This window comes from Methylomonas sp. LW13, assembly GCF_016865255.1.
GTDB lineage: Bacteria > Pseudomonadota > Gammaproteobacteria > Methylococcales > Methylomonadaceae > Methylomonas.
On sequence record NZ_CP033381.1, the window covers coordinates 988,653 to 1,001,123 of the forward strand.

13 protein-coding genes are annotated in these 12,471 nt (G+C 49.7%); 9 read left to right on the top strand and 4 right to left on the bottom strand.

Features of this window, described 5'->3' with window-relative positions; genetic code table 11:
* Genes rpsD through rplQ form a run of 3 tightly spaced genes read left to right on the top strand, consistent with a single transcriptional unit; the run spans position 1 to position 2,054 of the window.
* Positions 1-621 (top strand): 30S ribosomal protein S4, encoded by a 621-nt coding sequence (gene rpsD / locus JL719_RS04380; RefSeq protein ID WP_033157207.1) that lies wholly within the window; start codon positions 1-3, stop codon positions 619-621.
* 23 nt (positions 622-644) lie between these two features.
* Positions 645-1,655, top strand: coding sequence for a DNA-directed RNA polymerase subunit alpha (locus JL719_RS04385; RefSeq protein WP_033157206.1), 1,011 nt, complete (start codon positions 645-647; stop codon positions 1,653-1,655).
* 18 nt (positions 1,656-1,673) lie between these two features.
* Positions 1,674-2,054 (top strand): 50S ribosomal protein L17, encoded by a 381-nt coding sequence (gene rplQ, locus JL719_RS04390; protein ID WP_033157205.1) that lies wholly within the window; start codon positions 1,674-1,676, stop codon positions 2,052-2,054.
* Between the two features lie 90 nt (positions 2,055-2,144).
* Here rplQ and JL719_RS04395 read toward each other — a convergent pair whose 3' ends face one another.
* Positions 2,145-2,723, bottom strand: coding sequence for a DNA-deoxyinosine glycosylase (locus tag JL719_RS04395; protein ID WP_084153315.1), 579 nt, complete (start codon positions 2,721-2,723; stop codon positions 2,145-2,147).
* 57 nt (positions 2,724-2,780) lie between these two features.
* A complete protein-coding gene (locus JL719_RS04400; protein WP_033157204.1) occupies positions 2,781-3,815 on the bottom strand; it encodes a type I glyceraldehyde-3-phosphate dehydrogenase in 1,035 nt (344 codons plus the stop codon).
* On the opposite strand from JL719_RS04400, the gene JL719_RS04405 reads away from it, so the two are divergent.
* Positions 3,802-4,044, top strand: a complete 243-nt coding sequence (locus JL719_RS04405) for a hypothetical protein (RefSeq protein WP_129871343.1) — start codon at positions 3,802-3,804, stop codon at positions 4,042-4,044. The genes JL719_RS04400 and JL719_RS04405 overlap by 14 nt on opposite strands.
* A 16-nt stretch (positions 4,045-4,060) precedes the next feature.
* On the opposite strand, the gene JL719_RS04410 is transcribed toward JL719_RS04405, so the two are convergent.
* A complete protein-coding gene (locus JL719_RS04410) occupies positions 4,061-4,630 on the bottom strand; it encodes a Smr/MutS family protein (protein ID WP_033157203.1) in 570 nt (189 codons plus the stop codon).
* 64 nt (positions 4,631-4,694) lie between these two features.
* On the opposite strand from JL719_RS04410, the gene surE reads away from it, so the two are divergent.
* Together surE and JL719_RS04420 are read left to right on the top strand one after the other, a co-directional pair.
* The gene (gene surE / locus JL719_RS04415) at positions 4,695-5,450 is read left to right on the top strand and encodes a 5'/3'-nucleotidase SurE (protein WP_033157202.1); all 756 of its coding nucleotides are present in this window, start codon (positions 4,695-4,697) and stop codon (positions 5,448-5,450) included.
* Complete coding sequence (locus JL719_RS04420) at positions 5,447-6,109, top strand: protein-L-isoaspartate(D-aspartate) O-methyltransferase (RefSeq protein ID WP_033157201.1); 663 nt, start codon at positions 5,447-5,449, stop codon at positions 6,107-6,109. The genes surE and JL719_RS04420 overlap by 4 nt, the downstream gene beginning before the upstream one ends.
* Positions 6,110-6,178: 69 nt before the next feature.
* Here JL719_RS04420 and JL719_RS04425 read toward each other — a convergent pair whose 3' ends face one another.
* On the bottom strand, positions 6,179-7,105 hold the full coding sequence (locus JL719_RS04425) for a matrixin family metalloprotease (RefSeq protein WP_033157200.1): 927 nt from the start codon (positions 7,103-7,105) through the stop codon (positions 6,179-6,181).
* A 362-nt stretch (positions 7,106-7,467) separates the two neighbouring features.
* Here JL719_RS04425 and JL719_RS04430 point away from each other — a divergent pair, with 362 nt between their 5' ends.
* The 3 genes from JL719_RS04430 (at position 7,468) to JL719_RS04440 (ending at position 12,463) form a co-directional block, all read left to right on the top strand.
* Positions 7,468-10,236, top strand: a complete 2,769-nt coding sequence (locus tag JL719_RS04430) for an Hsp70 family protein (RefSeq protein ID WP_033157199.1) — start codon at positions 7,468-7,470, stop codon at positions 10,234-10,236.
* A gap of 130 nt (positions 10,237-10,366) precedes the next feature.
* The gene (locus JL719_RS04435) at positions 10,367-11,467 is read left to right on the top strand and encodes a radical SAM protein (protein ID WP_033157253.1); all 1,101 of its coding nucleotides are present in this window, start codon (positions 10,367-10,369) and stop codon (positions 11,465-11,467) included.
* Positions 11,468-11,476: 9 nt separating this feature from the next.
* Positions 11,477-12,463 carry an SDR family oxidoreductase gene (locus JL719_RS04440; RefSeq protein WP_033157198.1) on the top strand — a complete coding sequence of 329 codons (987 nt, stop codon included), beginning with the start codon at positions 11,477-11,479 and terminating at the stop codon, positions 12,461-12,463.
* Positions 12,464-12,471 lie beyond the last annotated feature (8 nt).

Sequence of the window (12,471 nt, forward strand, 5' to 3'; positions counted from 1 at the left end):
ATGGCAAGATATCTTGGTCCTGCTTGCAAGCTGAGTCGTAGGGAAGGTACTGATTTATTTTTGAAAAGCAGAGGTAAATCTCTGGAAAGCAAATGTAAATTAGAACAAAGACCTGGTCAACATGGCGCTAAGCGTACAAGGAATTCTGATTATGCTATGCAGCTCCGCGCCAAACAGCGCTTGCGCCGCATATACGGGGTTTTGGAAAAGCAATTCCGGAACTATTACAAAGCTGCTGACCTACAAAAAGGCGCTACTGGTCAAAATTTGCTTGATTTTTTAGAGTCTCGATTGGACAACGTCGTTTACCGTATGGGCTACGCTGCTACCCGGGCGGAAGCAAGGCAGTTGGTATCTCACAAAGCGATTTTGGTAAACGATAGGTTAATTAATATACCTTCATACCAAGTCGCTGCAGGCGATGTAATTAAGGTTAGAGAAAAAGCTAAGAGCCAACAACGTATTAAAGACTCGCTGGTTGTTGCCGAGCAGTATGGCTTTCCAGTTTGGGTAGAAGTTAATTCCAAAGAGATGAGTGGAACATTCAAGTCTGTGCCTGATCGCGTGGATTTAGGCTCTGACATCAACGAGCAGCTGGTTGTTGAGCTTTATTCTAAGTAATAAATAAGTCCAGGATTTAAATTATGCAGAGTTCTATTGTTGGCCTACTTAAGCCTAGACTTGTCGAGGTGATTAACGAATCGGCCAACCACTCGAGAATCGTTATCGAGCCTCTGGAGCGCGGCTTCGGGCATTCTTTAGGCAATGCTTTGAGGCGGGTCATGCTGTCTTCAATTCCAGGTTGCGCAGTTACAGAAATTTCTATCGAAGGCGTGTTGCATGAATTCACCACGATAGAAGGTGTTCAAGAAGATGTCATAGACATCATACTGAACCTTAAGAAACTTGCTGTCGTCGTTCATTCTAAGGATGAAGTGACTCTCACGCTGGCTAAATCGGGTGTTGGTGTCGTAACTGCTCGGGATATTGAACTACCCCATAATGTGGAGTTAGTAAACCCGGATCTGATAATCGCAAACATCAACAATCAAGACTGCTCACTCAACATCAAGATTAAGGTCGAGAGAGGTCGGGGTTATGTTCCTGCCAGTCTGAGGAAAGAGATGAATGACGACGCGCCGGTCGGTGTGTTAATGGTCGATGCCGCATTTAGTCCTATAGTAAAGGTCGCTTATCATGTAGAAAGCACTCGTGTCGAGCAACGCACTAATCTGGATAGGCTCGTTATAGAATTGGAGACAAATGGTACGGTTGATCCTGAGCAGGCGATCAAATTGGCCGCTTCGATTCTTCATGACCAGTTATCTGTGTTCGTAGATTTTGAAAAAGTTAACGAACAGATACATGAGGAGGTGGCAATTGAGGAAGAGTCGTTCGATCCAGTCTTGCTACGTCCTGTAGATGATTTGGAGTTGACGGTTCGTTCTGCCAACTGCCTAAAGGCGGAAAACATTTTCTATATCGGCGATCTGATTCAGCGGACCGAAGTGGAGTTGTTGAGGACACCTAATCTGGGTAAGAAGTCGTTAACGGAAATTAAAGATATTCTTGCAATTAAAGGTCTGTCATTGGGTATGCGCTTGGAAAACTGGCCACCTGAAAATCTGGCTGATCAATCGCAAGCTGGAATTTGAATATAAGGCATTTGAAAAATGAGACACCGTAAATCTGGAAGACAGTTAAATAAAAATAGTAGCCACAGAAAAGCGCTATTTAGCAACATGGCTTGCTCTTTGTTTAGACACGAGTTAATCAAGACTACGTTACCAAAAGCAAAAGAGTTGCGCGTGATCGCCGAGCCTTTGATTACATTATCTAAAAACGACTCTGTCGCGAAACGTCGCCAGGCGTTCTCTAAGTTGCGCGATAGAGATGTTGTGACGAAATTATTTAACGAGCTTGGTCCAAGGTATCAATCCAGAAACGGTGGGTATTTGAGGATTATAAAGTGCGGATTCCGGCCTGGTGATGACGCACCTATGGCCTACGTCGAGTTGGTAGATAGACCAGAGCCTGTACAAACTGAAGAATAAATGCCTTAATATTGGGCTTGTAGCGGCAGATTAGCTAGACGGCTTCTCTGCCGTTTTTGTTTGTGTACTGTTCAGCGTTAATTTATATTCCTAGAATATATTTCTTGGTCTGCTTGTTTGGTTTGTTTTTGAAGTCTCTATTGTTTCGCTGTAAGTGGCTTCTGCTATTGCTGTTGTTAATATGCGCCAACTATCCAGCTTTTGTTGAAAAGCCATCGCTGCATGCGCCGGGCTTGTAGAGGGTAATCGGTGGTACGTAAACCGATCTGTGCATATATAAGGTTGAACATGCTTTTGAAAGGTTTTTTCTGCAGTTAAGCCATTAAAGAATATATGCGTAATATAGGGGTGGTTTAGGAAAAATCCTGGAAAATCATTTGTAACAATACTGTTTTTGTCTATTTTTGCATCGAGACTGCTGTTGTGCCGATGGCATGACTTAACTACATCCCATAGTGCAATGCCGGCTAATTTTAGTGATTCTATTCTCGCTAAGTATGAGCTACTAGGATTGAGTTCCAGAAGTTCGGTTATGATAGGCCAAAATTGATTCTGTGGATGCGCGTAATATCGATTAGCCTCCAGTGATGCTTTTCCAGGGATGCTGCCCAGAATCAAAACTGTTGCATCCGGTGAAGAGGCCGCTGAGAAGCTTGTTATTCGGTTCATTCTGCCAGAATGTGATCGGGTTTCATTGAGTGTTCGGTAAACTTGCTGGCACTAGTTTTATAAAATGCCCAATACGTCTAATACTCGGCAGCAATATGCATACTCATTGTCATGCATTAAAGATAGGCCGAGATGGTGGCCTTGGCTGACAGTCAGATGATGCATCAACAATATTGAGGAATATTGGGTTTCCATATAGTCGATGCTAGCCTTTTGATGGCCCCATGCGCCATAGTCACAATGAATAATTCCTGCTAATTGTTTGTTGGCGTAGTCTTCAAACAGTTCTACACATTCTTCTAGTGACGTTTTCCTAGAAAGAGTGGCTGTTAAATCAATAACTGAGACAATTGCAGTTGGCACTCTGTAGGACATAGCGTCCAATTTGCCTTCCAGTCTTGGTAATACCAATGTCGTGGATTTACCTACGTTCGTGCTGGTTGGGATAATGGAAGACGCGCACCCACGGCCAAGTTGGGATGATGCGTGATAACCATCCAATACACGTTGATCTGAAAGTTGCGGATGGATAGTGATGGCTCGGGCGAAATTGATGCCAATGTGCTTATCAAGTACATGACAGATAGGAACCAGAGCGTTACCCGTGCAGGTACTGGCAGAGATGACGTCATGGTGTAATGGATCGTACGCCGAATGATTTACTCCGAATACCACACTGATATCGCAACCGCTGACATTCCAAGTGCAAAGGATTTTTTTAGCGACTTCCTGCGTTATCAATGAGCGGAAATCATGGATCGTGGCGGTGCCCGTGGCGTCAAATAATACATCGAGATCAAATTGGCGCAATACTCCCCAGCTGCCGTCATCGGGCGAACTACGGCGCCGGTCTACCTTCTGATAGCGAACTCTTTTGCCGTCTATGATTAAATCGTCGCCATCGCAATCTACATTAAATGGGGGGCGGCCATAGGTGCTATCGTTTGCTAATAGGTAAGCAACGTGATCGATAGCCATTACGTCACAGACTACACGTATATCGAATCTGCCGCCTTTTTCTTGTGCGAAATTTCCTCTTAATACCCCGCGACCAATTCTGCCTAAACCCACGATCCCAATGTTAAGGCTCATTGTTGAAAATCCCCGCTTCGATAGTGCTTTGCATAGAAACGCCAATTTCTCCTGTGGTTTGGAGAGGTCGCTGGTGTTGATTTATGGTCATGGCGTTGGTTTCGTTATTATTTTCATGATAAGGAGCAGCAATGCTGAAAAACTAGAGCAACAAGCCGGACAAGTCAAGGCAAAGCAAAATATAGCGAACGGAGTTGCGTTTGTTTGGGTAGAGGCGGGAGATTTTTGAGTAGCCTAAAGGGGCGTTATTGAGGCTCGTCTTCGGATGTCACAAATTTTTCTGATAAGCGTAACAGTACGAACAAGGCACCTGTACCGCCAGCCTTGGGGGGAGCGGAGCAAAACGCCAGGACATCTTTATGTTGGCGTAGCCAGAGATTAATATCATTTTTTAAGACTGGCTGATTATCCGTAGAGTTGTACCCCTTGCCGTGAATGATTTGTACGCAGCGATAACCGTCTTCAACGCAATAGTGTAAAAATCGTAATAGCTGCTGTTGTGCATCTCGGCTACTTAAGCCATGTAAATCTATATCGGCATCCAGGCCGTAATATCCCTTCCGAAGTTTTTTGATGACGCTTTTTTGCATGCCTGGCACCAGGAAGGCGATCTTGTCTTCTTGGAACAGGGTATCCAAGCTACCCTCAACATCTTTTTGTAACGGATCAACCTGCTCGAGCGGCTTGTATGAAGGTATTGGCCGCGGTTTCTTATCAGGCTTAAGAATAACGGTATTGGTGTCTATGGTCTGGACTTTGCCGATCGAGTTTCGAAACAAGAGGACATCGTCTGCGGAAGTGGTTTTTTTTGTCACGTAAGCTGCTGGTTTTGCGCTTTTTTTGCTACTATGCGTGAATTTTAAAGCGTTTCACGGCAGTATGCACATACTAATCAGCAACGACGACGGTTATTTAGCGCAAGGCATCAACACATTGGCCGAAGCTCTGCGTCAACACGCCAACGTATCAGTAGTGGCGCCAGATAAAAACCGGAGTGCCGCAAGCAATTCTTTAACCCTGGATATGCCTTTGCGCGCCACTCAATGTGAAAACGGTTTTGTCAGGGTGGATGGTACGCCGACGGATTGCGTTCATCTGGCGATTACAGGATTATTAGCGAACGAACCGGATATGGTATTCGCCGGTATCAATCATGGCGCCAATCTTGGCGACGATGTGCTTTATTCTGGCACCGTGGCTGCGGCTACCGAAGGGCGTTTTCTTGGGTTGCCTGCGGTGGCTATCTCTTTAGCATCCAGCGACCCTAAACATTTCGATACGGCGGCACATGTGGCTGTGACAATAATGCAAAAAATCCTCGCTCATCCCTTGCCGGAAGACACTTTGTTAAACGTCAACGTGCCTGATTTACCGATTGCCGAATTAAAAGGTTATCAATCTACCCGACTCGGGCAGCGGCACAAAGCGGAACCAGTAATACGTTCCCATGATCCGCGGGGGCAGGTTATTTACTGGGTGGGACCGCCCGGCAGCGAACAAGACGCCGGGCCAGGTACCGATTTTGATGCGATAAGAAACGGATACGTGTCCGTAACGCCGCTACAGTTGGACTTAACGCGATATGAACGATTGGAGGGATTGAGTGAATGGCTGGCAATGGAGGCGCTCGTATGAGTAGACGCATCCAGGGTATAGGCATGACTTCTCGGCGGACCAGGGAGCGGATGATTTCTAGGCTGCGCGAGCAAGGCATCTATAACAGTAAAGTCCTGGCGGTAATGTCTGACACACCTAGGCATATTTTTGTCGACGAAGCTTTGGAGAGTCGTGCTTATGAGGATACTGCCTTACCTATCGGCCACAATCAAACTATATCGCAGCCTTATATTGTCGCCAAAATGACCGAATTGCTATTGGAAAAAGGTCCGCTGCAAAAGGTACTGGAAATTGGTACAGGTTGCGGCTACCAAACCGCAATATTGTCGAAGCTGGTAGCGCAAGTCTATTCGGTGGAACGGATTGCGCCGTTGATGAAAAAAGCCCGGGATACCCTATGGGAGTTGGGTATCAAGACTGTGGGTTTTAAGCATAGCGATGGTGGCTGGGGCTGGCCGGAGCACGCGCCATATGATGGGATTTTAGCTGCCGCCGCGCCGGCGGAAATTCCGGAAGCCTTACTTGAGCAAATGGCTGTGGGGGGCGTGATGGTGATTCCGGTCGGGCTGGAAGGGATGCAGGAATTACATCGGGTAACCCGCACCGAGCAGGGCTTTGAGGATGAAGTAATAGAGCGGGTAAGTTTTGTGCCGTTTTTATCAGGTGTCAGTCAATAAGTTTTAATCGCTTTATCGCGCCGGTTTTATTAGCCAATTGGCTTGTCCGGCGCGACGGTGATGATTTTGCTAGAAATTCAGAAGCTGCTTACGTTTGCTGGCAATAAAACCCAATAAAGCAGAGCCGAATAGCCAAACGGCGGAAGGAACCGGCACTGCGGTTACCGAAACTTGCCAGCCCACATCTTTCAGCGCGGCGAGGTCGAGTTGCGTAAATACTTTGCGCGTACCGACGCGCAAAGTAGGGTCCATGGCGGCTTCTTGCTCAATCCCGTTTGCCGTGCTTTTGGTGCCCTCTAACCAATGAACCTTATCGCCCTCCAGTGGTACATTGCCGCCATAAGCCGCTACCGCATTGGCACCGGTAAAGCCGGAGCCTGAGGCTTGATTATCCCACGAGTCCGAACTGCCTAGGCCTAATAAGTGGCCTAACTCATGCAGTGCCACCGAATAAAAATCATTGCCGGTAAATGTCTCGGTGGTAGAAAGATCCGTGTCGAAATACCAGTTTGCCGAACTACTGAAGGTCAATTGGCCGCCCCATGGCGCAAAATCAGTTGCGGACGGGCCGGAGGTAGCATTGGATTGGCCGCGTTGTGTTGCATTGGTCAAAAAATCTTGGGTGCCGCTGACGCTGTAACCGCCATAGCCGCCATAGCCCAGGTTGCCGGCGCCCATGGTCTGTCCACCCACAAACACCGTGAGTGTGTCGGCTGCCACGCTGAAATTGCTCAGTGTCGTGCTGGCGCCGGTATCAGGACGTTGAAATACCGCGCTGAAATTATTGATGCCGCCGGATGTAATCGCAGTCAAGCTGTCGGTTAAGATACCTCCCAAAAACCCGCCTGCGGCATCCAGGATGTCTCGTCTACTTGCGTTGCTGCCGGAGAAAAATCCGCCATCGTAGGTGTAGTCGAAATTGATGACGACTGCCTCTGTTGATTGGCTGGCGGCCAGCAACACGACGCCGGCTAATGCGGAAGGTTTAATAAGCATGAATTTAACTCGTTCAAGTTGGTTAATAATTGCTGCGGTGCCTGGTCTTGATTCAGACTCGACTACTTTACAGCGCTAGATCTTGTTCTCGGTGGGCGCATTCAGTAATGCAATGCACTGATGGTTGCCGTAGGCGGAAAGTAACATCGCAAACATTAGGCGCGCAAGCATTTTATTCGAAACACATCGAAAGATTGTTGTTTGTGGAAATTTATTTCACCCGGCAACCACGGCTTGGATAGTGCTATCTAGAAAAACGAGAGTGTTCGATCAGAAAGCCGACTAAAATAGGCGCTCGCGCGCGCCTGCTTGAATACTTGTCAGGCTGCCCTACATAATTAGAATAAACATACTAAGTCCTTTTGAAAAACTACACTGCTACTTATTCGGTCGGAATCGATCTAGGTACCACCCATACGGTGGTCGCTTACTCCGATATAGGCGACCCTGCTAAAGCTATTCACTTGTTCGAAATTTCTCAGTTGATCGCGCCAGGCGAAGTGAGTGCCAAGCCACTATTGCCGTCGGTGCGATACCATCCCGCGCCAGGCGAAATAACGGAAGAAGCCGGATTTTTGACTCAGGAAAAAGGCGCTGTGCTTGGTGAAGCAGCGCGCTTGCTGGGTGCAAAGTCGCAAGGTCGATTGGTTACCAGCGCTAAAAGCTGGTTGTCGCACACTTCGGTCGATCACAGCGCGGCCATTTTGCCCTGGGGTAGTGACGAATCGGTATTTAAAATCTCGCCGCTGGAAGCCAGTGCTAGTTATTTGCGACATGTCTGCGCCGTTTGGGAGCACCGTTTTCCCAAAGCACCACTTGCGCTTCAGGAAGTGGTGATTACGGTGCCGGCCTCCTTTGACGAGTCCGCGCGCTCCTTAACATTGGAAGCGGCCAAGATGGCCGGCTTGAGCGGTGTAAGATTGCTGGAAGAGCCGCAAGCGGTTTGTTACGACTGGCTGCGCCGGCATGCCGGTACCATCAAATCCAGTCTGGCCGATAGGCGCTTATTGCTGGTTTGCGATGTCGGTGGTGGTACTACCGATTTGACCTTGATCAAGATTGAGCAGGGGGTTGACGAGCCTAAGCTGACGCGCATAGGTGTCGGCGACCACTTGATGTTGGGGGGCGACAATATCGATCTGGCTCTGGCGCATTTAGCGGAAAGCCGCTTGCGAACCGGCGATAAAAAACTCTCGACTGCCGATTTATCGCAATTGCTGGAGCAATGCCGGATCGCCAAGGAACAGCTATTAGCCGACGACGCGCCCGAGCAGGTTGCCATAACCTTGTTGGGTGGCGGCTCCAGGTTGATTGGCGGCACAAAAAGTACGTCGCTGAGCAAAGAAGAGGTTAAGCAAATTGCATTGGATGGCTTTTTACCCATGTCCGGTTTGCAAGACCTACCGGATAGGAAGCGTAGCGGCGTAGTGGAGTTTGGCTTGCCTTACGCGGCGGAGCCGGCTATCAGTAAGCATATTGCCGCCTTTTTGCAAATGCATGCCCAGGCTGCGCAAATGGCGTTCAGTGGAACGGGCACAGAGCATCAAATAGTCCCCGACGCCTTATTACTGAACGGCGGCGTGTTTCGCAGTCCGGCCATGGTGCAACGCTTAATCGATTTATTAGCCGGTTGGCGCGGCGGGCACCCCCCCTTATTGCTGGATAACAGCCATCCGGAATTGGCGGTGGCTTACGGCGCGGTCAGTTATGCGGTTGCCCGCCGAGACAAGAAGTTGAAAATCGGCGGTGGCGCCGCCCGTAGTTATTTTCTGCTGGTTGATGCCGCGGCCAAAAGTGGTGATGGTAAGCCTGGGGGGCATGGCGTTTGTATCCTGCCGAAAGGAAGCGAGGAAGGTCATGAGATTTTGTTAAGTGATCGGCAATTCGCTCTCCGGGTGGGCCAACCGGTACGTTTTCATTTGTTGTCGAGCAGCGGAGACGGAACTTACCAGCCCGGCGCAATAGTCGAGCTGGATGACGAGCGCTTCCACAGTCTGCCGCCGTTGGCAGTGGCGTTCGAAGGCCAACTGAAAACCGAAGTGGCGGTGCAATTACTGGCGACATATACCGAAGTCGGTACTTTGCAATTGCAGTGCGTAGCGGTGGCAGACTCCAACCAGCGTTGGGATGTAGAGTTTCAAATTCGCAAAAAAGCCCAAACAGCCGTCAATGCCGAATTACCTAGTCAATTGCCGCAAGCGCTGGAGAAAGTCCAGGCCGTATTCGGAGCCAAATCCAAACAAGTCGATCCACAAGCGGTAAAAACCTTGCGCGCCGATCTGGAAAACGTTCTTGCGGCACCGCGAGGCGCCTGGCAAACCCCGTTGTTGCGCGAGTTGTTTACGGCCTTATTGGAAGGCAGTAAATATCGGCGGAGGAGCGAACAGCACGAACGCCTCTGGTTAAGTCTAGCCGGTTTTTGCTTGCGCCCAGGCTTTGGTTATCCGCTCGACGATTGGCGGGTAGAGCAACTCTGGAAGCTGTATTCGGAAGGGCTGCAGTTCGTTAACGAAAAACAAAACTGGGCCGAATGGTGGACCTTATGGCGGCGCGTTGCCGGCGGCTTGAATGCCGATGCCCAGCAACGCATCTTTAACGACATCGCCAAATTCATCAATCCGGCTGCCGCGCGCCAGCCGGGTGTCGGCAAGCAACTGGCTACACGAGGTTACGAAGATATGGTGCGACTGGCGGCGGCACTAGAGCGGTTGAACCTTGTCGATAAAATTCAATTGGGCAATTGGCTGTTAAAGCGCCTGGAAAAAGCCGGAGAGCCTGAACAGAGTTGGTGGGCGGTCGGACGTATCGGCGGGCGGATTCTGTTTCACGGCAACAATCATCAGGTCATTCCAGCGGAGACTGCCGAAATCTGGCTGAAACAGCTATTGAAAGCTGATTGGAAAAAGCTAACCCAGGCCGCCTTTGCCGCCACCTTGTTGGCTAGACGCTGCGACGACCGGGCTCGGGATATCGACGATAGCCTGCGAGCGCAGGTGATCGACAAGCTCAAACAAGCTAAATCCCCTGTGTCGTGGGTAGACATGGTTGCCGAATTCAAACAACTGGATGAACAACAGGAAAAGCAAGTCTTCGGCGAAGCGCTGCCGCCGGGCTTGAAACTAATTGTTTAATGCTAAGCTTTGTGATGCCGATATAACAATCAACAGCGGCACGTTACCTGAACCGGTTATTGGCATAGAAATCGCTTTATCCGGTTCAATAGCGGTTTTTCACTCCGAAAGCACATTAAACGACAAAAACATGGCAGACAAATACGGCATAGACAGTCATAAACTGGTGTATCACCCGCAGCGAGTGGCACAGTGGTTGGACGGCAGGCACGATTGGCAGCAAGCGAAAGCCGTGTATCCTATCTACATGGAGGTCTCTCCGGTAGGTGCCTGCAATCACCGCTGCACGTTTTGCGCAGTGGATTACATCGGATATAAAGCGCAGCGTCTGGATGTCAAAATTTTGGCGGAGCGTTTGGCTGAGATGGGTAGGCTTGGTGTGAAAAGCATCATGTACGCCGGTGAAGGCGAGCCTATGTTGCACAAGGAGATTAATGACATTGTCAAATGGACTTTCGACGCCGGTATCGATGTGTCTTTCACTACCAACGGCACCTTGATGAACCAGCGTTTTGTCGAGCAATCCTTGCCGCTGGTGTCTTGGATTAAAGTATCGCTAAATGCCGGTAGTGCCGAAAATTACGCGGCCATTCATCAAACCAAGGCGTCCGATTTTGACTTGGTGCTGAACAATCTGCGTCGTGCGGTCGACCATAAAAAAACCCGGCAATTATCCTGCGCTCTGGGAGCACAAATTTTATTGTTGCCGGAAAATCAACATGAAGTAACCACCCTGGCAAAAATCTGCCGCGAAATCGGTTTGGATTATCTGGTCGTCAAGCCGTATTCCCAACATCTATTCAGCGAAACCCGCCGCTACGAAGCCTTGCGATACGACAATCTACTGGGAATGGCCGAGGAACTGGCCCAATTCAACGCCGATGGCTTTAACGTGGTATTTCGCGAACAGACCATGAAGAACTACAGCCAGTCGGAAACCGAGCGTTACAAAACCTGCCACGCCACGCCTTATTTTTGGGGCTATATCATGGCTGACGGAGAAGTGTACGGTTGCAGTGCCTATCTCACCGATCAACGCTTTGCTTACGGCAATATCCATCAGCAGTCTTTCCAAGCCATCTGGGAAGGCGAGAAACGCCGGCAGAACTGGCAGTACATCACCCAGGACTTGGATATTAGCCAATGCCGCAAAAATTGTCGGATGGAATCGGTTAATCAATATTTGGACAAACTCACGGCCAACCAGCCGGCCCATATCAACTTTATCTAGGACGAACGCATGAAAGTATTGGTTACCGGCGGTGCGGGATTCATCGGCAGTCATTTGAGCCGGGAGTTATGGCAACAAGGCCATCAGGTCAGCGTGATCGATAGTCTGGTTGGCGGCCGTAAAGAAACGATTGCCGATTTGCTCGGCCAGGAGCGTTTTGAGTTTCATCAGGCCGATATTCGCGACGCCGAAACCATCGCACCTTTGTTCGCAGGTATTGACTGGGTTTTTCACTTGGCCGGTCTAGCCGACATCGTACCCTCCATCGAGCAGCCGCGCGCGTATTACGAGACCAATGTCAGCGGTACATTCAATGTATTGGAAGCGGCCCGCGCCGCCGGTATCAAGCGATTTGTCTACGCGGCGTCGTCATCCTGCTACGGTATCCCAGATCAATTTCCGACACCGGAATCTGCGCCCGTTCAGCCACAGTATCCTTACGCTTTGACTAAATACTTGGGTGAGGAACTGGTGATGCACTGGGCACAGCTCTATGACTTGCCTGCAGTGTCGCTGCGCTTATTCAACGTCTACGGCCCACATGCTCGTACCACGGGCGCTTACGGCGCGGTGTTCGGGGTGTTTCTAGCGCAAAAGATTAATGGTAAACCCTTTACCGTGGTCGGCGACGGCACCCAGACCCGCGACTTTACCTACGTCACGGATGTGGCCAAAGCCTTTATCGCCGCTGCCGAATCGGAACTTTGTGGCGAGATCATGAATGTCGGTAGCGGCGGCACCTACAGTGTCAATCAACTGGTGGGATTATTGGGCGGTGCGATCGAATACATTCCCAAGCGGCCCGGCGAGCCCGATTGCACCTTTGCCGACACCCGTAATATCAAGACAAAACTTGGCTGGCGGCCGCAAGTTAGTTTCGAGCAGGGTGTGGCCAATATGCTGGCGCGCATCGATTACTGGCAAAACGCCCCGCTGTGGACTTCGGCTTCTATCGCTGACGCTACTGCGGGCTGGTTTAAGTACCTGGACAAATAGGGAGGAGC

Bases quoted from the DNA above. Each gene is read 5' to 3' on its own strand.
- JL719_RS04440 (WP_033157198.1), top strand. From the start codon at position 11,477: ATGAAAGTATTGGTTACCGGCGGTGCGGGATTCATCGGCAGTCATTTG.
- JL719_RS04420 (WP_033157201.1), top strand. From the start codon at position 5,447: ATGAGTAGACGCATCCAGGGTATAGGCATGACTTCTCGGCGGACCAGG.
- surE (WP_033157202.1), top strand. From the start codon at position 4,695: ATGCACATACTAATCAGCAACGACGACGGTTATTTAGCGCAAGGCATC.
- JL719_RS04395 (WP_084153315.1), bottom strand. From the start codon at position 2,723: ATGAACCGAATAACAAGCTTCTCAGCGGCCTCTTCACCGGATGCAACA.
- JL719_RS04400 (WP_033157204.1), bottom strand. From the start codon at position 3,815: ATGAGCCTTAACATTGGGATCGTGGGTTTAGGCAGAATTGGTCGCGGG.
- JL719_RS04435 (WP_033157253.1), top strand. From the start codon at position 10,367: ATGGCAGACAAATACGGCATAGACAGTCATAAACTGGTGTATCACCCG.
- JL719_RS04405 (WP_129871343.1), top strand. From the start codon at position 3,802: ATGTTAAGGCTCATTGTTGAAAATCCCCGCTTCGATAGTGCTTTGCAT.
- JL719_RS04425 (WP_033157200.1), bottom strand. From the start codon at position 7,105: ATGCTTATTAAACCTTCCGCATTAGCCGGCGTCGTGTTGCTGGCCGCC.
- rplQ (WP_033157205.1), top strand. From the start codon at position 1,674: ATGAGACACCGTAAATCTGGAAGACAGTTAAATAAAAATAGTAGCCAC.
- rpsD (WP_033157207.1), top strand. From the start codon at position 1: ATGGCAAGATATCTTGGTCCTGCTTGCAAGCTGAGTCGTAGGGAAGGT.
- JL719_RS04385 (WP_033157206.1), top strand. From the start codon at position 645: ATGCAGAGTTCTATTGTTGGCCTACTTAAGCCTAGACTTGTCGAGGTG.